This is a genomic window from Nocardia sp. NBC_00565 (assembly GCF_036345915.1).
GTDB lineage: Bacteria > Actinomycetota > Actinomycetes > Mycobacteriales > Mycobacteriaceae > Nocardia.
This window is the reverse complement of the sequence record NZ_CP107785.1, coordinates 8,064,876-8,088,215: the sequence shown is the minus strand read 5'-3', so window position 1 is coordinate 8,088,215 and position 23,340 is coordinate 8,064,876. Positions and strand designations below refer to the sequence as shown.

19 protein-coding genes are annotated in these 23,340 nt (G+C 67.7%); 8 read left to right on the top strand and 11 right to left on the bottom strand.

The window, feature by feature from the left end:
• Positions 1 to 154: 154 nt before the first annotated feature.
• From OG874_RS37310 to OG874_RS37300, 3 genes are all read right to left on the bottom strand, one after another.
• Entirely contained in the window at positions 155 to 1,702 is a 1,548-nt protein-coding gene (locus tag OG874_RS37310) for a hypothetical protein (RefSeq protein WP_330251740.1), read from the bottom strand.
• 247 nt (positions 1,703 to 1,949) lie between these two features.
• A complete protein-coding gene (locus tag OG874_RS37305) occupies positions 1,950 to 3,083 on the bottom strand; it encodes a hypothetical protein (RefSeq protein WP_330251739.1) in 1,134 nt (377 codons plus the stop codon).
• Between the two features lie 237 nt (positions 3,084 to 3,320).
• Positions 3,321 to 4,103, bottom strand: coding sequence for an SDR family oxidoreductase (locus OG874_RS37300; RefSeq protein ID WP_330251738.1), 783 nt, complete (start codon positions 4,101 to 4,103; stop codon positions 3,321 to 3,323).
• A gap of 244 nt (positions 4,104 to 4,347) precedes the next feature.
• On the opposite strand from OG874_RS37300, the gene OG874_RS37295 reads away from it, so the two are divergent.
• The 4 genes from OG874_RS37295 to OG874_RS37280 all read left to right on the top strand — a co-directional run bounded on the left by OG874_RS37295 (position 4,348) and on the right by OG874_RS37280 (position 10,247).
• The gene (locus OG874_RS37295; RefSeq protein WP_330251737.1) at positions 4,348 to 5,694 is read left to right on the top strand and encodes a lipase family protein; all 1,347 of its coding nucleotides are present in this window, start codon (positions 4,348 to 4,350) and stop codon (positions 5,692 to 5,694) included.
• A 211-nt stretch (positions 5,695 to 5,905) separates the two neighbouring features.
• Positions 5,906 to 6,715: a tRNA (guanosine(46)-N7)-methyltransferase TrmB gene (trmB, locus tag OG874_RS37290; RefSeq protein ID WP_330251736.1), complete on the top strand. Its 810-nt coding sequence runs from the start codon at positions 5,906 to 5,908 to the stop codon at positions 6,713 to 6,715.
• Positions 6,715 to 7,434 carry an NYN domain-containing protein gene (locus tag OG874_RS37285; protein WP_330257590.1) on the top strand — a complete coding sequence of 240 codons (720 nt, stop codon included), beginning with the start codon at positions 6,715 to 6,717 and terminating at the stop codon, positions 7,432 to 7,434. Before trmB ends, OG874_RS37285 begins: the two co-directional genes overlap by 1 nt.
• Complete coding sequence (locus OG874_RS37280) at positions 7,434 to 10,247, top strand: MMPL family transporter (protein ID WP_330251735.1); 2,814 nt, start codon at positions 7,434 to 7,436, stop codon at positions 10,245 to 10,247. The genes OG874_RS37285 and OG874_RS37280 overlap by 1 nt, the downstream gene beginning before the upstream one ends.
• Before the next feature lie 104 nt (positions 10,248 to 10,351).
• Here OG874_RS37280 and OG874_RS37275 read toward each other — a convergent pair whose 3' ends face one another.
• The 4 genes from OG874_RS37275 to OG874_RS37260 form a co-directional block, all read right to left on the bottom strand.
• Positions 10,352 to 12,007 carry a DUF2339 domain-containing protein gene (locus OG874_RS37275; protein ID WP_330251734.1) on the bottom strand — a complete coding sequence of 552 codons (1,656 nt, stop codon included), beginning with the start codon at positions 12,005 to 12,007 and terminating at the stop codon, positions 10,352 to 10,354.
• 923 nt (positions 12,008 to 12,930) lie between these two features.
• Positions 12,931 to 13,380, bottom strand: a complete 450-nt coding sequence (locus tag OG874_RS37270; RefSeq protein WP_330251733.1) for a type II toxin-antitoxin system VapC family toxin — start codon at positions 13,378 to 13,380, stop codon at positions 12,931 to 12,933.
• Positions 13,370 to 13,639: a type II toxin-antitoxin system Phd/YefM family antitoxin gene (locus OG874_RS37265; protein WP_330251732.1), complete on the bottom strand. Its 270-nt coding sequence runs from the start codon at positions 13,637 to 13,639 to the stop codon at positions 13,370 to 13,372. Before OG874_RS37265 ends, OG874_RS37270 begins: the two co-directional genes overlap by 11 nt.
• Before the next feature lie 97 nt (positions 13,640 to 13,736).
• A complete protein-coding gene (locus OG874_RS37260) occupies positions 13,737 to 14,195 on the bottom strand; it encodes a hypothetical protein (RefSeq protein WP_330251731.1) in 459 nt (152 codons plus the stop codon).
• 328 nt (positions 14,196 to 14,523) lie between these two features.
• On the opposite strand from OG874_RS37260, the gene OG874_RS37255 reads away from it, so the two are divergent.
• On the top strand, positions 14,524 to 15,714 hold the full coding sequence (locus OG874_RS37255) for a helix-turn-helix domain-containing protein (protein ID WP_330251730.1): 1,191 nt from the start codon (positions 14,524 to 14,526) through the stop codon (positions 15,712 to 15,714).
• Positions 15,715 to 15,836: 122 nt separating this feature from the next.
• Here the strand turns inward: OG874_RS37255 and OG874_RS37250 are convergent, their stop codons facing one another.
• The 4 genes from OG874_RS37250 to OG874_RS37235 form a co-directional block, all read right to left on the bottom strand.
• Entirely contained in the window at positions 15,837 to 16,541 is a 705-nt protein-coding gene (locus OG874_RS37250; RefSeq protein ID WP_330251729.1) for a DUF1707 SHOCT-like domain-containing protein, read from the bottom strand.
• Positions 16,542 to 16,604: 63 nt separating this feature from the next.
• A complete protein-coding gene (locus OG874_RS37245; RefSeq protein ID WP_330257589.1) occupies positions 16,605 to 17,237 on the bottom strand; it encodes a response regulator transcription factor in 633 nt (210 codons plus the stop codon).
• A gap of 105 nt (positions 17,238 to 17,342) precedes the next feature.
• Positions 17,343 to 18,533, bottom strand: a complete 1,191-nt coding sequence (macS, locus tag OG874_RS37240; RefSeq protein ID WP_330257588.1) for a MacS family sensor histidine kinase — start codon at positions 18,531 to 18,533, stop codon at positions 17,343 to 17,345.
• 1 nt (position 18,534) lies between these two features.
• Positions 18,535 to 19,794, bottom strand: coding sequence for an AI-2E family transporter (locus OG874_RS37235; RefSeq protein ID WP_330251728.1), 1,260 nt, complete (start codon positions 19,792 to 19,794; stop codon positions 18,535 to 18,537).
• Positions 19,795 to 20,069: 275 nt separating this feature from the next.
• On the opposite strand from OG874_RS37235, the gene OG874_RS37230 reads away from it, so the two are divergent.
• The 3 genes from OG874_RS37230 to OG874_RS37220 all read left to right on the top strand — a co-directional run bounded on the left by OG874_RS37230 (position 20,070) and on the right by OG874_RS37220 (position 23,337).
• Complete coding sequence (locus tag OG874_RS37230; RefSeq protein WP_330257587.1) at positions 20,070 to 21,590, top strand: adenylate/guanylate cyclase domain-containing protein; 1,521 nt, start codon at positions 20,070 to 20,072, stop codon at positions 21,588 to 21,590.
• A 4-nt stretch (positions 21,591 to 21,594) separates the two neighbouring features.
• Complete coding sequence (locus OG874_RS37225; RefSeq protein WP_330251727.1) at positions 21,595 to 22,698, top strand: lysylphosphatidylglycerol synthase transmembrane domain-containing protein; 1,104 nt, start codon at positions 21,595 to 21,597, stop codon at positions 22,696 to 22,698.
• Positions 22,699 to 22,956: 258 nt separating this feature from the next.
• Entirely contained in the window at positions 22,957 to 23,337 is a 381-nt protein-coding gene (locus OG874_RS37220; RefSeq protein WP_330251726.1) for a DUF3054 domain-containing protein, read from the top strand.
• Positions 23,338 to 23,340: the final 3 nt, after the last annotated feature.

The window sequence follows — 23,340 nt, the reverse complement described above, 5'->3', positions numbered from 1 at the left end:
TTGGCGGGAAGGCACCCGCTACGACCAATCGAATGCGCGTCATGGCTGGACCGCGTACAAGGACGAAGCGGACGCCCAGGTTCCTGCTTAAGAGGTTAACGCGATGTGACGACCAGTACGGAATCGGGTTCCCCAGGGAGTACCCATTAATTACCTAATCAAAAGAGGTGCGATATCCATCGATGGTCGCGATATCACGCTCGCAGGCGGCGAGCTGCCCCGGTTGCTCGGCGGCGGCCCGACGCAGTCTGGCCTCCAATTCGGCCACTTGACGGTCGATTTCGACGATTCGCGAGGTGCTAGCGCGCATCACCCGATCGGCCAGCGCCGTCTCCGATTCCACCAGTGCGGTAGCCACGCGCTGCTCCAATTGGGCCTTCACATTCACCAGCGCGTCGGAGACCCATTGACGAAGATGCGCGCGGTCGGCCACCTGCCCGCGCGCCCGCACCACCCAGGCCGCCGCACCGGCGCCGAGCAGCAGCGTCACCGGGACAGTGGCAAAATCCAACGCCTGCACGAGCGAGAACGGCGCGACCAAAAGGCGGCCGATGCCGACTCCGGCGGAGGCGCCGAGCGCAATCATGAGGTGATCTTCGACACCCCGATGCCGCGGCTCCGGATCCGGGCCGACGCGCGGGGCCGGATCACGCCATCGCGGCGGGATATCGCGGTCCTGATCCGGCGGCACGTAGCGACTGTTCGCAGGTCGCTCGAAACGATCAGCGCCGAGCCGGTCGGTGAGCTCCGAAACCCGGTGGTCGATGCTCGCGTCCACGGCCGAGGTGAGCTCGCTCACCGCCTGCTGCAGGCGTTCGGGATAGTCGCCGAGTTCGGCGCGACGCAGTCGGTCGAGTTCGCCGCGGGCCGCAGTGTGCAGCGCGCGCACCCTGGCGCCGACATCGGTCATCAGATCGACCCTGGCCAGATGCAGTTGGCTGCGCAGGGTGGACATGGCGGTGGCGCGACCGCCGTCGCGACCGGCGAGCAGTACGGCGCGTTCCTCGCGCCACCGAATCGGTTCGGCGCCGGAGCGCAGCACCGCGACCTGTTCGGCGACCCGCCTGCGGGTATCGGCGAGCACCCGCGTGGTGACCGCGGTGACCCGGTCATCGGATTCGGCGCCCGCCGTCGCCGCCGCCAATTCAGCGTGCAGCGCGCCGAAGCCCGAACGATCGAGTAGGCCCGCATCGCCCGCAGCGCGGCCCGCCACCGCGAGCCGCGCGGAGACCGGCACGATTTCCAGGTCGTCGGCGCCCTGCGCAGCCAGCAGCTCGAGGTTGTGCGCGTGCACCGCGCGCCAGTCCTGGTAAGCGTGAATGCCGTTCATGGCGAACAGGATTCTGGTGCCGTCGGCCCGCAGGCGCTGCATCACGTCGAGCGTGTCGGCCCCGAGGGCGCTACCCGCGTCCAACAGAATGAGCGCGACGGCCGAGGGTGCGGTGCCCGACGACGAGGTGCTCTCGACCGCCGCGCCGGCATCGGGCACCGGGTCGGACAGATCGATCCGCGGCTCGAACCGAGCCAATTCGGTGCGCAACAGACTCGTGTTGGCGTCATCAGGACCGATCAACGTGACCGCCGAGGCCACCCCGGTCCCCCGCACCGCCCGCAGCAACGCCATCCCCTGCGGATTCCACCGCGCGACAACCGCTGCCACCGCCGCCGTCAGCTGCGGCTGTGCACTGCCCGACGGCGGCACCGCGGCGGCGGTTCCCGTCCTTGCCGAAGCAGTCGCGGCAGTTCCAGCCGAATCGGGCGCTGTCCGTCGCGATGCGGACGCGGCGCTACCGCCCGCACCGGTCGCCGGCCCTCCCAGCGCAGACTCGGCCGAGATGGGCGCGCCAGCAGCACGAACCGATCCATTCGGAGGATCAGCGGGCCTATCCGGACCGATCGCGGGTTCATCCGAGGCAGGCGCGGCGAAGGGCAGGCGCGGGTCCGGTTGCTCAGAGTCCGGCACTGCTCATCCGCTCCCATAGCCGGATGTAACCGTTGTGGACGCGCAGGGCGGCGCGGCGGGCGGCGGGGGACATATCGCTGGCGACCACCGCGCGCCAGCGGGCGGCGCGGGCCAGGGCGTCGTCGGCGTCGGCCGGTGCGGGCGAGCGGTAACCGGCGGCCAGGTGGGCGACCTCCGGATAGGCCAGGCCCGCGCAGAGGCCGAGCCAGAGGGCGTCGTCGCCGAAGAGATAGTCCTCCACCATGTCCCTGGCATTGCTGCCGTCGCCGGGCAGCGCGCCGGCGGCCAGGCGCGCCAGTTCGTCGAGGAGTTCGCCGCCACGCAACGCCGAGACCTGTTCGTAGCGGCGGTGCAGCAACCGGTGCAGTGGGTCGATGCCGCTGGCCGCGTGCATGATCTGCAGCAGCGCGTGCGGGGACAGCTCGGGGTCCTCGCGCAGCGCGGACAGCGCGCAGGTCACGCCGTAGAGATCCCAGCGCTGCAGCAGCTGTTCGCGTTCGGCGACATCGGATCCGGCCGAGGCCGCGACGAACAGGTCGGGCGAGAGCGTGAGCGCCGGATCCGCGGTCTGCGCGAGCCGGCGCAATGTAGCCAGATCGGCCTCGGTCACCGCACCCGCCCTGGTACGCACCGCCAGCGAGGCGACCACCGGCAACGTGACGGTGCCGAGGCCGCCGCTGTACTGCTCGGCGGCGGCAACCGCATCGCCCCAGCGGGAGCCGATCGCATCGGCCTTGTTCAGCACCGCGACCGTCCGCTCGGGCGGCAGCTCGGCGAGGATCCGCCGGTCCGCGGGCTGCGGCGCACCGGAGAGGACATAGACGATGATGTCGGCGTCGAGCTCCGGATCGGCCACCCCGGGCTCGTCCACTGCCGCCGTCTCCACCGCCGACATCAGCGCCAGCGCGTGCAGTACGGTGCTGCGCCCGGTATGCGCGCGACCGGTCACCTGGATGCGCGGCGGCCTGCGCCAGCGGGCGATGGCGGCCCCGACCTGACCCACGATCCGTGGATCCGCCCCCGAGCGCAGCGTGGCGAGCAGATGGTCGAGTTGGTCGAGTTCACGCGCGGGTCCGCCCGGTCGGATACGGGGCCCGTCGGAGTCGGTGGCTGTCGGCAAAGCTGCACACCCCCTTTTCGGTGCGCAATTCTTGCAGACGTCGGGCCGCGGTACCGCGCGGACGCACCCGTAGCGACTGCTTGCAGGTCGCTCGAAACGGTCAGCAGCGACTGCTTGCAGGTCGCTCGAAACGGTCGGTAGCGACTGCTTGCAGGCCGCTCGAAACGGTCAGCAGCGACTGCTTGCAGGTCGCTCGAAATCGTCAGTTGGTCACTGCTTGCCGCTCGCTCGAGCGGATCAGCTGCCGCTGAAGTATTTGTTCGCGGTGCGCACCGCCCAGTTCGGCGCGTATTTCGCGACGGTCGCCAGTACCTTTGCCTGCGTACCGATTTCGTAGTGCACGCGCGGCAGCCGTCCGCGCTTGCGGGTCGCCTCCCAGATTCCCTTCGCGACATCCTCGGCGGTCAGGCGCACCCCGAGCGATTTGGTCGATCCGGTTTCCATGCCGTCCACCATGGCGGTCGCGACGAACATCGGCCACACCGCGATCACCCGGATGTCATGGCGCTCCCATTCGAGATCCAATGCCTCCGTGAGACTTTTGACCGCGGACTTGCTGGCGCCGTAGCTGGCGAGTTGGGGCTGACCGTAGATCGCCGAGGCCGAGCACAGATTCACCACCTGTGCCCCCGACGTATCCCGCAGATATCCGAACGCCGCGTGCGTACCGGTGATGACGCCGCCGATATTCACATCGACGATCGCCTGATGGGTGGCGAGATCGATATCCTCGAACGGACCCGCGCGCAGGATGCCCGCATTGTTGACGAGGATGTCGAGCCGGTCCTGGTCCGCGTGGAACTCCGCGAGACGCTCGGTCCAGTGAGTGGCGTTGGTCACATCCAGCACCCCGGTCCGCACGCTGCCGTCGGCCGCGTGGATATCGGCGGCGAGGCGGGTCAGGCCCACCTCGTCGATATCGTAGGCGCCGACGTGATACCCCTGTGCGGCGAAAAATAGGGCCGTGGCCCGGCCGATGCCCGCTGCCGCACCGGTGATGAACACAGTCGGTCTGCTCATGCCCGCGCCTCGCTGACACTCGGCTCCGGCATGCGCGATGCGCGCTGGCACATGCTTGGCTCGCTCATGCGCGCAGTCTAGTGCGCGGCAAGCCCCCTACCTCGGGGTTCCCCCAGATGCCCTGATAACTTAGTCTGCTGAGATGGTCGGCACCATAGTCGGTGCGCAGCTTCACTTTTCGAACGCGGCAAGCCGACCGGGCGGAATTCGTCCGCCAGTGCCGGGTCTCGATGAGGAGGTTGCCGTGGCCGTCGATGTCATCGGTGCTGTCGATCATGGGTCGAATGAGGATCTGGATCGCAAGCCGTTGTTGCCGAGTACCGATCCGTTCCTGCGGCCGCCGAAGGGGTTCGCGGCCCGTCCGCCCGGCACCATCCTGCGCAGCCGTCACGTCGAACTGGCACTGTTCGGCCGTGTTCCGCAGCAGGTCTCGGCATGGCAATTGCTCTACCGCAGCTGCGATCTGCACGGCACGCCGGAGGCGGCGGTCACCACGGTGCTGCTCCCGCTCGGCGCGGATCCGCAAGAAGATCGCCCACTACTGGCCTTCCAGACCGCCATGGACGCGGTCGCCGAGCGCTGTTCACCCTCCTACGCATTGCGGCGCGGCGCTCGCGCGCTCGGCTCGGTCACCCAGTTCGAATGGATGCTGGTGGCCAATGCGCTGCGTCGCGGCTGGGCGGTGACCATCGCCGATCACGAAGGCCCACAGGGGAATTTCGGCGCACCACGCGAACCCGGCTACCGCGCGCTGGACGGCATCCGCGCGGCACTGCGCTTCACTCCCCTCGGCCTGCGGCCCGATACCAGGGTCGCGGTGTGGGGCTATTCCGGTGGCGGCATGGCCAGTTCATGGTTGGTCGAGATGGCGCCGACCTACGCGCCGGAGATCGATATCGTCGGCGCGGTGCTCGGCGCGCCGGTCGGCGATCCTGGTCAGGTCTTCACCCGGCTGAACGGTGGACACTACGCGGGACTGCCCGCGATCGTGCTGGCGGCGCTGCGACGGCTGTATCCGGCGCTGGCCGCGGTGTTCGAGACCGACTGTGACGCCGAGGGGCATCGACTGATCGAACGCGCCGAACGGGCGACGCCGTTCTCGGCGATCCTCGGCCTCATCAATCGCGATGTCGGTAGCCACCTGACCCGCCCGCTCGACGAGGTGCTCGCCGAGCCCGACCTGCAGGCCATGCTCGCCGACCTGCGCCTGGGCCACTCGACCCCGACCTGTCCGCTGCTGGTGGTGCAGCCGGTGCACGACCAGATCATCCATATGGACGGCATCGACGGTCAGGTGGAACGGTATCGGCGCGGCGGCGCACAGGTCACCTATGTGCGCGATCGGCTCAGCGAGCACTTCTCGCTGCTCCCGCTGGCCACCCCGATCAGCCTGGACTGGCTCAGCGATCGGCTCGCCGGGCAACCGGTGCGCGACGAGGGCGACGCCACGGTGTGGTCGGTCGCCGCCTCGCCCGCCGGGGTGCGCGGACTGCTGGAGATGCTCGGGACCGCGGTCAGGGTGGCGTTGGGCAAGCCGCTGCGGCAGGAGAGCGCGCCAGAGACCCGAATCCCCCGCGAACGCGCCGCCTGATCGATCAACGGCAGGGCCTTTCGAGCGCCGCTCCGGAGCATCGCCAGGAGCGGCTCGCAAGCAATCGCCAGCTGATATTTCGAGCGACCTGCAAGCAATCGCTAGCCGACCATTTCGAGCGACCTGCAAGCAATCGCTAGCTGACCATTTCGAGCGACCTGCAAGCAATCGCTAGCGGCCGATTGCCGAGCTGATCATCCGATGCTGGACAATGGACTGCGTGAACGACGCCGCGAACCACACTGCCGAGTCAGTTCCCGGTCCGCCGTCCACAGCTTCGGCTCGGGCGGACGGTGGATCCCGAAAGGGCTCGGGCTCCCGCCTGTACCCCCGCGTGACGAGCTTCCGCTCGCGCCGGGCCGCGCTGACCGCGACCCAGCAGCAATCCTGGGACCGCACCTGGCCACGCATCGGCCGCGATGTCGCCGACGAATCGTTGGACGCCGCAGCCTGGTTCGGCCGGGACGCCCCGCTCGTCATCGAGATCGGTTGTGGGACAGGCACCGCCACCGCCGCGATGGCACAGGCGGAACCGCATCTGAATCTGCTCGGCATCGAGGTCTACCAACCCGGTCTGGCCCAATTGGTGCAACGCGTGGAGCGCGAGCAGATCGAAAACATTCGGCTGCTGCGCGGCGACGCCGTCGATGTGCTGGAAAACATGATTGCTGAACAATCGCTCACCGGCGTCCGCGTCTTCTTTCCCGACCCGTGGCCCAAGGCGCGACACCACAAGCGACGGCTGCTGCAGCCCGCGACGGTCGCGCTGATCGCCAACCGCCTGCGGCCCGGCGGTGTGTTGCATGTCGCGACCGACCACGCCGACTACGCGGAGTTCATCGCCGCGGTCGGCGCGGCAGAACCCCTGCTCATCGGCCTGAACGAGACAACGGGCGGGGTCAGCGCGGAGCATCGGGAGACCGCGCCGATCGGCTTCGAAAGGCCTGTCACGAAATTCGAAGGCAAGGCGCATCGCGCCGGAAGCGCCATCAACGAGTTCATATGGGGGAAGATCGGATGATGGTGAGCGTGAGTGAGGTCGTGGATGTTGCCGGGGAGGTGCACGGAACCGGATCAGAGGTAATCGGCGCTGCGACGCCCGATGTGCGTCGGGTGCTGCTGGTCTGGGACGCCCCGAATCTCGATATGGGGTTGGGCGCCATCCTCGGCGGCCGGCCGACCGCCGCCTATCGCCCGCGCTTCGACGCACTCGGCCGCTGGCTGCTCGCGCGCACCGCCGAGCTATCGGTGGGCAGCGTGACCCGGGTCGAACCGGAAGCCACCGTCTTCACCAATATCGCCCCCGGCACCGCGGATGTGGTGCGGCCGTGGGTGGAGGCGCTGCGCAATGTCGGCTACGCGGTCTTCGCCAAGCCCAAGATCGATGAGGACTCCGATGTCGACGCGGACATGCTGGCACATATCGAGCTACGCAGTCGCGGCGCCGGTCTGGCGGGCATCATGGTCGCCTCCGCCGACGGCCAGGCCTTCCGCGAACCGCTCGAACAATTGGCCGCCAACGGAATCCCCGTTCAGATACTCGGCTTCCGTGAGCATGCGAGTTGGGCTGTCACATCCGATACTCTCGAGTTCATCGACCTCGAGGAGATCCCGGGCGTGTTCCGTGAACCGCTGCCCAGGGTCAGCCTCGACTCGCTGCCCGACGAGGGCGCCTGGCTGCAGCCGTTCCGGCCGCTGTCGGCGCTGCTCACCTCTCGCCCTGCCCAAGGAGTCGCTTAGTGTTCACACGCTGGGGCGATCTGGTCTATCGGCTGCGCTTCGCCGTCATCGGCATGGTCGCGGCCGCACTCTTGGCGCTTGGCGGTTACGGCCTCGGGTTGGAAGACCATCTCAGCTCCAGCGGGTGGGATGATCCTACGTCGCAATCGGCGCAGGCGGCGAAGTTGTCCGACGAGGCGTTCGGGCGCGATCACAACAGCGATGTGATCGTGCTCTACACCGCGCCGGACGGTAAGACGATCGACGATCCGGCGTTCCGGCAGCAGATCGTCGACAATCTGAACAGCCTGCCGCGCGATCATCCGGACGAGATCGCCAAGGTCAACGGCGCCTACTGGCAGACCGATACCGGCCCCGCGTCACCGTTGACATTCGGTTCGAAAGACAAGAAGTACACCTTCGCCTCGATCGCCGTCCAGGGCGACAACGACACCGATATGGTGCGCAACTTCCGGAAAGTGAAGGACATCTTCTACATTCCGGGCGTCGATGTGCAGGTCGCCGGTCTGCAGGCGGTAGCGGGCACGCTGAACGACACCATGGCCGCCGACCAGAAGCGGATGGAGATCCTGGCCATTCCCGCGGTCGCGGTGCTGCTGTTCTTCATCTTCGGTGGTGTGGTCGCGGCGGCGCTGCCGCTGATCGTGGGTGGTCTCACGGTGATCGGCGCGTGGGGCATCGTGCGCTTCGCCACCGAATTCACCGAGGTCAATTCGTTCGTGTCGCCGGTCGTTTCGATGATCGGTCTCGGTCTGGCCATCGACTACGGCCTGTTCATCGTGAGCCGGTTCCGCGAGGAACTGGCCGAGGGCTACGACACGCGCGCGGCTGTCCGTCGTTCGGTGATGACCGCGGGTCGCACCGTTGTGTTCTCGGCCACAATGATCATCGCCAGCCTCGGCGGCATGCTGCTGTTCCCGCAGGGATTCCTGAAATCCATTGCCTACGGCTCCATCGCGACCGTTTCACTCGCGGCCCTGACCGCCATCACCATCCTGCCCGCGATGCTCGGCATCCTCGGGCCCCGGGTGGACATGCTCGGGTTCAAGCGATTCCGCAAGACCAAGACCGCGGAGGACGTCGAGAACAGCTTGTGGGGCCGGTCCACCCGCTGGGTTATGCAGCATCCGCTCAAGATCGCCATCCCGATCTGCATCCTGTTGCTGCTGTTGATCATTCCGGTGAAGAACCTGGCGTTCGGCGGTATCAACGAGCGGTATCTGCCGCCGGACAACGCGACTCGGCTCGCGCAGGCGAAGTTCGACTCGATCTTCCCGCTACGCAAGTCCGATCCGATCCAGCTGGTCTTCGTCTCCGAGAACAGTAACGACGTCGGCAAGGTGTGGGCCCAGGCCAAGCAGGCGCCGGGGTTGACCGGCACCTTCGACGTGCCGTCGCGTTCGACCACCGACCCGAACGTCTACCGCACCAGTGCGACGCTCGCGGACTCGGAGAATTTCGATCCGACCATCGACTATCTGCGCTCGCTCGAGGTGCCCGACGACGTGCAGATGTATGTCGGCGGACAGCCCGCGATCCAGCGCGACAGCATCGACGCGCTGCTGGACCGGATGCCGTGGATGATCGCGCTGGTCCTGTTCGTGACCACGCTGCTGATGTTCCTGACCTTCGGCTCGCTGGTGCTGCCGATCAAGGCCGCGTTGATGAGCGCGCTCGGGTTGGGTTCCACACTCGGCATTCTGACCTGGATCTTCATCGACGGGCACGGCGCGAGCCTGCTCAACTTCACTCCGCAGCCGATCATGTCGCCGGTGCTGGTGCTGATCATCGCCGTCATCTACGGTCTGTCGACCGACTATGAGGTATTCCTGTTGTCGCGCATGGTCGAAGCGCGCACGCAGGGGGCATCGACCACCGAAGCGGTGCGCATCGGCACCGCGCAGACCGGGCGGATCATCACCGCCGCCGCGCTGATCCTGCTGGTCGTCACCGGCGCGTTCGCGTTCTCCGATCTGGTGATGATGCAGTACCTGGCCTACGGCATGATCGCGGCGCTGTTCATCGACGCCACCATCCTGCGCATGCTGCTCGTTCCGGCGACCATGAAGCTGCTCGGCGACGACTGCTGGTGGGCGCCGGCCTGGATGAAGAAGGTGCAGCAGAAGATCGGGCTCGGCGAGCCGATCCTCGATGATGAGCGTCCCGGTGGCGGCGAGCTCGTCGACCTGATCGAGACCACACCGGTCACCGATCCGGTCACCACCGTGATGCCCGCACTCGGCCCGATTCGCAAGAGCCCGCGCCGTCCGCGCACGATCGAGGAGATCGAGGCCGGAGCGCCGACGCAGCAGTTCGCCAAGCTCCCGCCCGCCAATATTCCGCCCGCACCGCCGCGGCCCGTGCTCGCACCGCATGATCCGACTCGGCCGAGGGCGACACCGCCGGCGCAGACGCCGCCGCCGGCCACGCCGCCGACTTCCCAGCCGGTGCAGCCCGAGCCGATCCGGCCGCGGCCGCTGCCTTCGATTTCGTCATCGGAGCCGACCCGTCCGATTCCGCCGACGCCCACGCCGATGTACCCGACGCCCGCGCCCAGGCCGCCGGTCCAACCCACGCCGGCACCCACGGCCGCGGACCACCCGACCCAGCATGCGGCCCCCGAAGAACCCGCGACCCCGCCACCGCCGAATGACGAAGCCCCGGAGCAGAACCGCAGCAGCATCGAGAACTGGATGGCCGAACTGCGCTCCAACCGCCGCCGCATCGGCAAACCCGACGAGGGCCGCCACCACGGCGCCGACGGCCGCACCGTCAGCGTGAACGAACTCCTGCGTCGCCGCGACCGCGAATAGCTCGACCTAGGGTGTGGGTATGACCTCCGGAGGGCACCACCGGCCGCCGTCTGCGACCGGGATGGCTGTGCGGCCGCGACGTTGGTCACGGCCGCACAGGCGGGTCAGCGAGCTGTGGGGTCCGCTGGATCTCGGGGTGGGGTGGCGGCTTCGGCGAAGGCTCGGGCATAGCGGGTGCCCACGAGGAGCAGGAGGACGCCGACTACCAGGAAGGCCGCCACTCGGACCAGGCCGTCGAGGGTGGCGAGGTCGAAGAGGAACAGTTTGGCCAGGGCGGCGGCGGTGACCAGGAGGCCGGAGCCGAGGGCCAGCTTGGCCACGGCGGCCGAGCGGGACAGGTTGCGCAGGCCGAAGAGCAGGGCGGCGGTGGCGGCGGCCATCCAGATGATGGTCGCGGCGCTGTGACCGACGATGAAGCCATCGGCGGCGCCGGTCGCGATGCCGATCGAGACCGTCGCGGCGGTCACCGCGTACAGGCTCGCGGCGCTCGCGACGACGAACAGCGTCGACTCATCGGATCCACCCCTGGTCGTGCCGGGGAGTTGGCGCACGCACCAGACCGCCGCGGCGATCACCACCAGTGCCAGGACGGCGCCGAGCGCGGTCGAAATGCCGAGGCGCTCCTGCGCGATCCGTTGCGTCGCAAGTGTTTCCGGCGTCACGGTGGCGAGGAACACCAGTGCGCCCACCATCGTGTAGGCCACACCGATCGCGGCGGTGACGCGCGAGCGCTGTTGCCCGGCCACCCCGAGGAAGCACAGCGCCACCAGGAACAGTGCGATCGGCAGCGTTTGCACCCGAGTCACCCCGACGCATGCCTCGAGCAGCGCGAACGAACCGGCGATCGCGGCGACGAATGCGATGGAATTCGGAATCCGCACCAGCTCACGCAGTTTCGGCGCTATCGGCAATGCCGCCACATTCAACAGCACCGCCGCATAGCTCGCCGCGACCAGGGCCGCCGAATGCCGTTCGAACATCGCGGGCGCGGCCAGCAGCGGCACCGTCGACAGCGCGAAGCTCAGCACGGCCACGATATCGCCGGATCGTCTGCGCACCACTAGCACACCGCCGACCAACCCGATCGCCGCCACCGCGATCGCGGCGGTGAGCAGCCAGTTCACCCGCCCCTGCGCCGGATCACCGATGGCGGCCACGGCAATGGCGAACAGGGTCGCCAGCGTCGCGGGCACCGTCCGCACCACATGCAGGAACGGCCAATCACGCACCAATTGCACCGGCGCACAGACCAACTGCAACACGATCAGGAACGCGACCAGCACCAGCTCCGAGGTCACCACTGGCGACAATACCGCCGCACCCGCGACCACCAGCAACGCCAACGGCTGCGACTGCCACCGCATCGCCAGCGCGACCCCACCCGCCGCGACAGCCAGTGCCACCGCGAGCCCGACCACCGGAGGCAGCCACCCGTAGATCGCGGTCACCGCAACCACATCCAGATAGGCCCCCGCAATACCCGTGGCGGCCAAGGAAATTCCGCCGACCCGGCCACCGACCCGCCCGAACACGCGCATCCCGACGCCCACCAGTGCCGCCGAGAACGCCGCACCGGCCACAACTCTCGGCACCGGCCCGAAGAATCCGGCCTGCGCCGCCAGCACCAGCAGCATCACCACACCGATCAGTGTCACGGCCACCCCGGCCACCGCGAGCACCCGACTGATCATCCCCTCCTGCTGCCACCACGGCGTCCGCGGCGCAGTCGGTCCGCGCCGCACCGGCGGACGCGCAGGCATACCCGGCGGAATCGCCCCGCCGGCGGGCCGCTGCGGCACACCTGTCGGAACCGCCGAACCGGATGGCCGATACGGGACACCTGTCGGCGGCAGATACCCGCCTTGACCTTGCGCAACTGGCATTCCCGCCGACGGCGCATACCCTCCCGGAGCCCCCGGCACACTCGCCCCCGGCACCCCTGTTGCGCCGGGAGGGACTGGCGCTCCAGGCGGCGTCACCGCCCAGCCGGACACCGCGGCAGGATGTGACGGCGCGTAGCCGGGCCCGTATCCCGGCGCCGGCTGCCCCCAAGGCGGGGGCGCGACAGGCGGCATCGGAATCCGTTCCGCCGCCGCAGACCCGGCCAGAGGCGCAATCGGAGCGCCCGAAGGCTCGACCGCCGACGCGGGACCGGCCGACTCTCCCGAGGCTCCGGCAAGCGGTGTCGTGGACGATGTCTCCCGCACGGCAGGCTCACCGGGCTCCGGTCCCGTCGCAGGCACGACCGGGGCACCCGAAGGCTCAGTCGATGGGGTCGGTGTCCCGCGGCCGGTCGACCCCGTCGAAGCTGTGGACCCGATATCAGGCGATACCGCCCCTGATGTAGGCGCGTCAGCAGCACTGGGCGACACGGGAATCGAACCGGCCGGCGACTCTCCGGCGACCCGAGCGTCCACCGCTTTCGAAACACCAGATGCCGCAACCGAACCCGCCACGACCTGAGTCCGCAACAGATCCAAGTCTCGACCGAGAACGCCCATCTGCGTTCCCAACGCGGTGAACTCCCCCGACAACCGCGAAATGAGCGCGGGATCGATAGCTGTAGTCATGCTCCAATGCTGATTCGCGGACAACGCCGAGACATGAGTAGAAATCCTCGGTGGACCACAGATATCTACCCGACTTGCGCCGCCGCGTCGGACGACAGGGTCCTAACAGACCGTTACCCGGCAGGTCGGGTAACCGGCACCACCGTCAACAGCCGCTCCAGTCCAACGTAATCACTGGGATTCGTGGTGAACAGCGGTAATTCACTGGCAATCGCCGTCGAGGCGATCATCAGGTCGGCAAGACGCCTGCGCGGTTTGCGTCCGACAGCAACGACCGCGGCCGACACCCTGCCGTATATGCGGGCCGCTTCCACATCGAAGGGAATCGGGTCGAATTCACTCTCGGCCCGTTGCAGGACATCCAGCCGACGCGCGCGCTCCTCGTACTCGTCGTACTCCCCTTGCTCGGCGTTGTTTCGAACTTCGTGCGGTCCCGCGGACAACTCGGCCAGCGTGATGGCACTGATGGCCATGTTCGTCGGGAGCTCGGCTGGGTCGATATGCCGCCGCAGGATCAGGATGTTGGTATCCAGTAGTCCGAACTCCGGAACCTCATCGGTCATACGGACCGCTTACGTCGTGCTCAACAAGGGCATCCTGATCAGCGCGAAACGCCGCAAGGTCAACAGCGGGGGCGTTGCGTGACATCGCGACAAAGTCGTCTCTGCTGACAAAGCGCCGACGCCGCCGGAGCGGAATCAGCTCGCCGATCCGGTGCCCGTCTCGAGTAACCGTGAACGATTGGCCGTGCTCGACGGCATCCATGATCTCTTTGGACCTGTTCCGCAGGTCCCGCTGCGTAATCTCAGGCTGAACGGACATACCTCAGCCTACCGCTTCGGTAGCACGAGGTGCTACAGCGTGACACTCTGGCTGACCCACACCCGGGATTGCAGGTGGGGTCAGCCGGGCGGCGCGATCAGATGCTCGGGGCTCGCATCGTGGTGACCTGGTGCACCGCGTTGATCACCGCTGAGCGCGGTGGCATGCGCAGCACTCCCGGGGCCGGTTCGCCCGCCCAGTGCCAGCCGAGTTGGGAGTCGGTGGTGGGTAACAGGACGTGGCGGCCGCCGGGGATGACCGTCACGTGATGACCGGCCAGGCTCTGGCGCACGCTGATATCCACAGCGGTCGCCGGGCTCGGCGGGGCGACCAGGAAGGTCCAGGTGCGTTCACCCGGATCGGCGACCACGGGGGCCGCGTAGGTCCGGTCCAGCGTGCCGAGGACCTTGCGGCCCAGCTCGGGTGGCATCACCACGGCGCCGAGGATGGAACCGGTGGTGATCATCGGGCGACCGGCCAGCAGTTGGACCGGCAACCCGTACCGATTTCGCAGCATATGCGCGATTTCGTGGGGCGAATGACAGCGCTCGAACATGGCTCTCCCCCTCACCGCATCCGGACTTCTCGGCAGACCGGGCAGCCCCGTTCACGTAGCGGGCCGTGCTGTTCGCGGACGCGCTGGGTGTGGCGCGTGGATCGTGTGGTCTGTACACCCGGCTCGGACGCGCGATCGGCGCGGAGAGCTCGCTCGGTGGTATTCGGCATGAGATTCATTGCCGCCGCCCTTTGCATTCTCAAAGTTGCAGAAAGGCAACGGTATTCCAACTAGGCGTCGACGAGTCGTACGTAATGTCCCACTTTGGGTGAGCGTAATCACTTAGCGTCGTACCCTGAAACGAGGATGTAACAAAGGACTTGGCTACATGGACGATTCGTCGATCGGCGTCCGGATACGACGCTTCCGCGGAAAGGCGCTCACCCAGCGCCAACTCGCCGACCAAGCCGGCGTCAGCGTGGATCTGGTGCGCAAGCTCGAACAGGGTGGCCGCCAGACCGCGTCGATCGCCAGCCTGCAGAAACTCGCGCGCGCACTGGATGTCGATATCTCCGACCTGGTGGGCAAGCGGCACGGCATACCCTCCGGCAATCCGGACGCGGGCATCGTCGCGATCCGGCGCGCGCTGACCCCGGTGGACGATCTACTCGGCGAGTTGCCGGAGGAGCACGCGATCGGCCTCGACGAGGGCAGTCGCGCAGTCGATTACGCCTGGGGCGCCTACTGGGTGGGTCGCTACGAACTGCTCACCTCGATCCTGCCGTTGGGGCTCACCCAACTGCGGGCGACGGTGCACGCCGCACGCAACGGCACCGTCGCACCCGCGAATGAACTACTCGCCCGGATGTATTGGGTCACCGGCTGCACCCTGGTCCACCTGGGCCAGACCGATCCGGCGTTCCTCGCGATCCGGCAGGCGCTGGCCGCCGCGGAGCTCGGCAACGACCCGCTGCTGCTCGGCACCATTCGCGGCTCGGTCGCCTGGCAGCTGCTGGTGCAGGGCCGCTACGAGGAGTCGCGCAAGGTCGCCCTGCGCGCGGCCGCGAGTCTGGAACCCGCGGGCGACGAAACCCCGGCGCACCTGTCCGCGTACGGATCACTTGTGCTGCAGGGCGCGACGGCGGCGGGTCGATCACAAGATGTGCCCGAGGCGTTATCACTGGTCCAAGCGGCGGGCGAGGTGGCGTTGCGCATCGGCGGCGATCGGCACGACTACGAAACCTATTTCGGCCCTTCCCAAGTCATCATGCAAACCGTCGATGTGAACGTGAGCTCCGAACGCTATCCGGAGGCACTGGCGGCCGCGAAGGATATGCCCGCCAATTGCGGTCTCCCCCAGGCCTCCCGCGCCCGCCATCTCACCGACACCGCCGTCGCATGGACCCGCACCGGCCAGCACAAACGCGCCCTCGAAGCCCTGCTCAACGCCGAACGCGTCGGTGGCGGCGACTGGATCAAATACCAATCCCTGCCTCGCCATATCGTCTCCGAACTCCTCGACCACGACCGCCGAGTCCCCCTGCGCGCCTTCGCCCGCCGCATCGGCGTCAACACCTGACCACGAAGTCTCCGACCACGACGCCGCCGCGCACATCGTGGCCGACACCTGGACGTAGACCACTCGCACCAAGCAGGCAAGACGGCACACGGCGCGCGAGGGCCGGCTCGACGAGTTGCGAATCAGCCGCCCATCAACTTGCGCAACTGGGCGCGAAAGGGGTGTTTGGCGGTGACCGAGCCGAAGCGGACTCGGCCGTGCACGATCAGGTGGAGGGGGCCGATGGGTGGGCCGGTGCGGACCTTGTTGTTGACGCTGGAGCCGATGAGGTCGAGGGCGTTGAGATCGACGGTGGCCTCGCCGGGGACGATCAGGGTCAGCGAGCTGAGGTAGTCGTCGAGATGTAATTCGACAACCTGGGTGGACATGATCGCCTCGGTGAAATCGAGGGTGACGCCGGAGAGCCAGTTGTTCAGGTGCAGCATGGGCGCCACCTGCCAGGGGCCGCGGCGGTTGACGCCGGACAGGCGGCTGCGGACCACGTTGCTGGGGGTCACCTGCGACGGGACGGCGAGGCCCGGCGAAATCGGCCGTTTGACGAACGACGGCGCGGCGTTCACGAATGTCGACGGCGGCGCGGCGGGCTGGCCGACGAGTCGCACACCGGGCAGATCGATCAGGACGGCGTTGAGTTCGCCGCGGGTCTTGGCGGCCAGCGCGGTGTCCATCCGCTCGGTGAACTCGCCGAGAGAGAGCATGCCGAGCCCGACGGCCCGCTGCAGCAATTGGCCGACATGCTCGCGTTCGGCATCGGAGACGCGCAGCTCACGGTCGCCGACCACGTCACCGGAGCCGACACCTTTGGATACCGATTCGGGGCCACCCATAGCTTCGAGATTACCGAGCCCCGGGCCATCGGCGCATCAGGGCAATCCCGGATTTCGGCAGCACTACTCCAGGCCCTGCTCGATCGCATAGCGCGTCAATTCCACTCGATTCGCCAACTGCAATTTCCGCAAGGTCGCCTGCACGTGATTCTCCACCGTTCGATGACTGAGCCCGAGCCGCGACGCGATCTGCTTGGCGGACAGCCCTTTCGCCACCATCCGCAATACTTCGGTCTCCCGCTCGGTCAGCGCGGGCCGATGCGGTTCGTCCGGTTCGGCGGGCGCGCTCGCCATCCGCCGGTATTCGCCCAGGACCAGCCCGGCCAATCCGGGCGTGAACACCGGCTGCCCCGCCGCGGTGGCCCGCACCGCCTCGATCAATTCGGTCGCCGACGCGCTCTTCACCAGATAACCCGAGGCCCCGGCCTTGATCGCGTCCAGCACATCCGCGCGCTCGGCCGAGGCGGACAACACGAGCACCCGGCTCTGCGGCGACACCCGCAGTACCTCCGCGGTGGCCTGCGCCCCGTTCCCATCGGGCAGCTGCATATCCATCAACACCACCGCGGGCCGCACCGCCGCCGCCCGCCGGGTGGCCGCCCCGACCCCGTCCGCGGTGGCGGCCACCACGAACCCGGCCTCGGACAGGTCGCGGGACACCCCGTCGCGCCACATGGGGTGGTCATCCACCACCATCACCGAGATCGCCTCGGCCGCATCACCATCGGTCACACCGCACCTCCTGTGCTCTCGCGCGCATCGTTCCCATCAACCCGGCCCACACCCGCATCGCGCCCCGAATCATTCCCGCCGATCAGCGGCCCGAGCACGGGGTACCCGAAATTCCCATTCGGTGCCAAATCCGACACCGCCCTGTTCCTCGGTCAGCAATACCGCCGTCCCGCCGAGCGTTTCGATCCGGCCGATGATGGAGCGCGAGACCCCCATCCGTCCCTCGGCCTCGGCCTGCGCCAGTCGGCCCGGCGCGATCCCGACACCGTCGTCGCGCACGCTGACGATCAGCTTGTCACCGGTATCCTCCAGCAGCACATAGGCTTTCGCATCCGGCCCGGCGTGCAGCGCGACATTGGACAGCGCATTGGCCACCGCCGCCGCGAGCTCACCGGCCGCCCAACGCCCGACCGGCACCGGCTCACCCGGCGTCGAGACGAATACCGACGGTGTCGCGTGCACGGTGAGCAGCGGCCGCAGATCGACCTCGGCGCCACCGGTATCCCCATATCTGCCCTGTTCGGAGATCAGCACCCGCAGCGCAACTTCCTGTTCGGCCGCCCGCTGCGCCAATTCCTCGGTGGGCCCGCCGATCTCGCTACCGCGTCGCTTGATGTAGCTGAGCACCTGCAGCACACCGTCGTGTACCTCGCGGGCCAGTCGCTCGCGCTCCTCGGCGGCCGCGGTCAGCCGAACGGCCCGTTCCAGCTGGCCCTGGGCCCGGCGGGCGGTATTGGCCGCGAGCCCGAGCGCGAGTCCGATGGAGACCAGCACCGGTGCGGTCGCATCGGCCCATACGTCCTGCCCCCACTGGTCGCGCACTGTGACGATCACCGCCGAAATCAACAGTCCGGAGAGCACACCACCGGCCGGCCCGCGCAGAATCGCCGCCGAGACAACGGCATTGGCGACCCACAGCGTGGTCGGCAAGGTCTGATGCCCGTGGTACCAGTCGTAATCGGCGACCAGCCGGGTCGAGGCGATGAGCGCGATCACCACCACGTGGTCCCCGATAACCACCCACCACCGCAGCCGCGCCACATCCGGAAAGTGCCACTGCGACAACATGAATGCCGAGGCGCCGGACCAGACCGCCATCACCGCGATCAGCACCCAGCTCAGCTGCTGGTTACGGTAGTCATCCACCGAGGCGATCTGCTGACCCACCGCATACAGCAGCGTGACCAGCCGCAACGCCTGTACGGCGCGCCACAGCGGCGCGGTCGCCGCATCGGCCGCGCTCAGCTCGGTGGATCGGATCTCAGTCGGGGGCGGCCGAGTCACGGGTCTTATCCCCACCCTTGTGCTCGGTGGCGATCTCCCGAGCCAGCGTCGCCGCCACATCGAACCGGTCGGGGTCCGGTTCATCCGGTTCCGCCGCGAAAATTCTGCCCGGTTCGCCGGTGCGTAGCTCCTCGAATATCTCTTCCGGACCATCCGAGAGCAGCGACCGGATCGCGGTATTCATCACCGCGACGAACGGCACCGCCAGTAGACCGCCCGCGATGCCGCCGAGCACGATGCCCGCGGCGATGGCGAGCACCACCGCCAGCGGATGGATGCTGACGGCGCGTCCGAGCAGCAACGGTTGCAGCACATGGCTTTCCAGCTGCATCACCGCGATGATGATGCCGAGCACGATCAGCGCGGTCACCCAGCCCTTGGTCACCAACGCGATGAAGACCGCGATGGTCCCGGCCAGGAACGCACCGACGATCGGGATGAACGCGCTGATGAACACCAGCGAGGCCAGTGGCAGCGCCAATGGCACCCCGAGAATCGCCAGGCCGGCACCGATGCCGATGGCGTCGACGGCGGCCACCACCACGGTCGCGCGCACGAATCCGACCAACGTGCCGAAGCCGAGTCGCCCTGCGGTGCGCACCTTTTCGCGCTGCGGGGTCGGCACGATCCGGGTCACGAAATGCCAGATCTGATCGCCGCCGTAGAGGAAGAAGATGAGAATGAACAGGGTCAGGAAGGCACCGGTCAGCACGTGCCCGATCGCCGTCGCGGTGGTCAGCGCCCCGCTGGTGAGACTGTCCTGATTCTCCCGGATCGTCTTGACGATGGTGTCGCCCGCATTGCGGATCTGCTCATCGCTCAGATGCGGCGGACCATTGATCAGCCAGTCCTGAATCTGGTGGATGCTGTGGGTGATCTCATCGGACAGCTGCGGCACACCCTCGATGAACTGCTCGACGACGAAGGTCAGGATGCCCGCGACCACCCCGATGGACCCGACCAGCGCGACGAAAACCCCCACCGCCCTCGGCACCCCGAGCCGCTGCAGCCAATCCACCAGCGGGGCCAGCAGTGCGGCGGCCAGCAGACCGATGGCGAGTGGGATCACCACCGTCGCCAACTTCTGCACCACGGTCACCACCGCGATCAGCGCGACGAACATCACCAGCAGCCGCCACGCCCACTCCGCGGAAACTCGGACGAATGGATGCACAGAATCAGCAGCCGACCGCGCAGCAGTGGCTTTTCCGAGAGCAGTTACCTTCGGGTCGGTCACCCTCGCGAGCCTAATGGCTGATCTTTTCGAGCGACCTGCAAGCAGTCGCTACGGCTCTTTTCGAGCGACCTGCAAGCAGTCGCTACGGCTCTTTTCGAGCGACCTGCAAGCAGTCGCTACGGCTCTTTTCGAGCGACCTGCAAGCAGCCGCTACGGCTCTCTTCGAACGACCTGCAAGCAGTCGCTACGGCCGTGGACCGTCGTGAACCTGCTCGCATGATCGAAACGCTAGATTGGTCATCGTGTCAGCGCCCTTGGAAGCGGTCAAACAGACCATGCGAACGCGCTGGCCGCTGTACCTGACATCGATGCTGTTGGCCAACGCTTTCGGCGCGGTCCTGGTGTGGGCGTTCATCCAATATGGACTCCCGGTTCCCGAAGGTGAGGCGGCCGGTGCGCGACGCACCGGCCTGCTGATTCCCGCCCTGGTCTTCACCACCGGCGGCCTGCTCAGCCTGGCCGCCTCGGCGCTGATGCTGCGTCCGGTCATGCGCTGGCAGATGCGCGGCGGACCACCGAGCCGCCAGGAGCAGATGGCCGCGCTGCACGCGCCGCTGCGCCAGGCGTTCCTGCATCTGGTGCTCTGGTTGATCGGCGGCGCCATCTTGGCGGCCACCATCATCGTGGACGCACCGGAACTGGCGGGCGCGGTCATCGTCACCGAATGTATGGCCGCGACGATCGTCTTCGGGTTCACCTACATGCTCGGCGAACGGATTCTGCGCCCCGTCGCCGCGCAGGCGCTCACCGAAGGCTCCTTCGATCACACGCTGACGCCGGGCGTCGGCACCAGGATGGGGATGACCTGGGGCATGGGCACTTTCGCCCCCACCATCGCCATCGTGCTGCTGTGCGTCACCCAGATCACCTCGGACGTCAAGTTCTCCGCGCAGTCACTGGCCATCTCGATTCTGCTGCTATCCGGCGTGGTGATCATGCAGGCGCTGGCGCTATCGATGCTGACCGGATCCAGCATCTCCGATCCGGTGCGCCAGCTCAGCCAGGCCATCGACCGGGTGCAGGAGGGCGCTCGCGATGTCCAGGTCGAGGTCTTCGACGGTAGTGAGATCGGGCTGCTGCAGGTCGGCTTCAACCGCATGATGGAAGAGGCCGCCAAACGCCGCCAACTGCAGGAACTCTTCGGCCAGCACGTCGGTGAGGAGGTCGCGCAGCGCGCCCTCGACTACGGCACCGAGCTCGGCGGGGAGACCCGATTCGTGGCCGTGCTGTTCGTCGATATGGTCGGGTCCACCGCCGCCGCGGCGGAGCGACCCCCGACCGAGGTGGTCAGCCTGCTCAACGAATTCTTCCGGATCGTCGTCGACGTCATCGACCGGCACCACGGATTCGTCAACAAATTCGTCGGCGACGCCGCGCTGGCGATCTTCGGCGCCCCGCTGGACCGGCCGGACGCACCGACCGCCGCGTTGGCCGCCGCCCGGGAACTGCGCGAGGTGCTGCGCGAGGTGCCCGGACTCGATATCGGCATCGGCGTATCGGCGGGTCTGGCCGTCGCCGGAAATATCGGCGCCGCAAACCGTTTCGAATACACCGTGATCGGCGATCCGGTGAACGAGGCCTCGCGCCTCACCGAATTGGCCAAGGATCAACCCGGCCGCGTGCTCGCCTCGGGCAGCGCGCTGTATTTCGCCGACGAAAGCGAGCAGGACTCTTGGGTGACGGGGGACGAAGTCCAGTTGCGCGGACGGCGCAGAAAGACCCGGTTGGCCTGGCCGAAAGACGATACCGATGGCCACGTCGATGCAGACAGCGAAACAGTGGGTTCGTTAGGCTGACGGCGTGACGGGCAACGGGGAACTGGCGGGCGAGCCCGGCCCGCCGCCGCCCGACGAGCCCTCCGACAGACATTCGCAGCGGGGCAGATTCTGGTGGGTCAAATGGGTCGGTGGGATCGCCCTGCTCGCCTTGCTCATCGGCGAGGGCTACTATCTCTGGCCACGATTACACGATTCCTGGAATAAGCTCACCGAAATTCATTGGGGCTGGGTCGCCGCCTGTATCTGGATGCAGGCCATATCGATGAGCGGATTCAGCCGGGTCCAGAAACAACTGCTGCATGCGGGTGGCGTCGAGGTACGGCAGCGCAAATCCGTCGCCGTCGTCTACGGCGCCACCGCGATGTCGGTGTCACTGCCTGCCGGACAGGTGTTCTCCACCGCCTTCACCTATCGCCAGACCCGCCGCTGGGGCGCGAACCCGATGGTCGCCTCCTGGCAGCTGGTGATCTCCGGCGTGGTCGCCACCGCCGGACTCGCCCTGCTCGGCGTCGGCGGCGCGTTGCTGGTCGGGAGTCGGGTCGGGCCGTTCAAGCTGATCCTGTCGTTGGTCGGTGTGGCCGCGCTGGTGTGGGTGGGCAACCACATCTCGAAGAATCCCGGCGCGCTGGAGGCCGTGCTGCGCCGCGGGCTCGCGCTACTCAATCGCCTGCGCAAACGACCAGCCGACCAGGGCCTGAGCAAGATCGCCGATATGCTCTCGCAGCTGGAATCGGTGAAGCTCGGCAAACGCGACGGCGCCATGGTCGCGGGCTGGGCGGTGGTGCACCGCTTCGCCGATGTCGCCTGCCTCGGCGCGGCCTGCTACGCGGTCGGCGCCGACCCGAAGCTGGCCGGACTGCTGATCGCGTTCACCGCGGGCAAGGCCGTCGGCTCCATTCCATTCGCGCCGGGCGGCATCGTCTATGTCGACGCGACGCTCATCTACGGCCTCACGGCGGGCGCGGCCCTGCCCGCCTCCCAAGCCGTTGCCGCCGCCTTCGTCTACCGCCTGGTGAGTTTCATCCTGGTCGCGATCATCGGCTGGATCGTCTTCGCCTTCCTGTTCCGCACCCCGCAGGCCGACGACGCCGAATTCGAGAAGGAATTCGAACAGCGAAGGCTGTGACATTTTGCCGCGCCTGCGGCGCGGCGTGTTCGCGGCCCCCGATGTCTCGCGTCCGAGCGGCCGAGACTCGCGACTACGTCGCATGCGCTTCGGCCACTCGGACGCGAGACGGGCCGCGAACGTCGCTCGTAAGACTCGCTCCGTACGGGGTGATCGGGCGCCGAAAGCGACCGGCCAGAGTACACGGATTTGTCACCAAGCAACGTCGCGTCGCGTCGCGTCGCGGTGCGGCAGGCCCGCGCTACTACGCTGACCCGGGTGAGGAAACTGGTGCCGTTGGTCGTCGATGCGCTGTTGGTGATCCTGTTCTGCGTGATCGGCAGGCGCAGCCATGACGAGGCGGTACTCGCCGGGCTGCTGAAGACGGTGTGGCCCTTCGCGATCGGACTGGCGATCGGCTGGGTCGCGGCGGTGATCGTCGCGAGCCGGATATTCGGTGCGCAGGAGCTGGCCGCGCGGTTCGACGGAACCGCCCTGTGGCCGACCGGCGTCCTGGTCTGGCTCGGCACCCTGTGCGGCGGCATGCTGGCGCGCGTGATCGGCGGTCAGGGCACGGCATTCAGTTTCATCGTGGTCGCGACCTGCGTGCTCGCGCTGTTCCTGCTGGGCTGGCGCGCGGCCATCAAGGCCATCAACTGAGAT

What these genes read in the sequence shown, in the direction of transcription:
- OG874_RS37270 (WP_330251733.1), bottom strand. Translation starts at nt 13,380, where the DNA reads ATGACCGATGAGGTTCCGGAGTTCGGACTACTGGATACCAACATCCTG.
- OG874_RS37250 (WP_330251729.1), bottom strand. Translation starts at nt 16,541, where the DNA reads ATGGGTGGCCCCGAATCGGTATCCAAAGGTGTCGGCTCCGGTGACGTG.
- OG874_RS37265 (WP_330251732.1), bottom strand. Translation starts at nt 13,639, where the DNA reads ATGTCCGTTCAGCCTGAGATTACGCAGCGGGACCTGCGGAACAGGTCC.
- OG874_RS37245 (WP_330257589.1), bottom strand. Translation starts at nt 17,237, where the DNA reads ATGGTGGTGGATGACCACCCCATGTGGCGCGACGGGGTGTCCCGCGAC.
- OG874_RS37300 (WP_330251738.1), bottom strand. Translation starts at nt 4,103, where the DNA reads ATGAGCAGACCGACTGTGTTCATCACCGGTGCGGCAGCGGGCATCGGC.
- OG874_RS37285 (WP_330257590.1), top strand. Translation starts at nt 6,715, where the DNA reads ATGGTGAGCGTGAGTGAGGTCGTGGATGTTGCCGGGGAGGTGCACGGA.
- OG874_RS37260 (WP_330251731.1), bottom strand. Translation starts at nt 14,195, where the DNA reads ATGTTCGAGCGCTGTCATTCGCCCCACGAAATCGCGCATATGCTGCGA.
- OG874_RS37275 (WP_330251734.1), bottom strand. Translation starts at nt 12,007, where the DNA reads ATGCCTGCGCGTCCGCCGGTGCGGCGCGGACCGACTGCGCCGCGGACG.
- OG874_RS37255 (WP_330251730.1), top strand. Translation starts at nt 14,524, where the DNA reads ATGGACGATTCGTCGATCGGCGTCCGGATACGACGCTTCCGCGGAAAG.
- OG874_RS37230 (WP_330257587.1), top strand. Translation starts at nt 20,070, where the DNA reads ATGCGAACGCGCTGGCCGCTGTACCTGACATCGATGCTGTTGGCCAAC.
- trmB (WP_330251736.1), top strand. Translation starts at nt 5,906, where the DNA reads ATGGACTGCGTGAACGACGCCGCGAACCACACTGCCGAGTCAGTTCCC.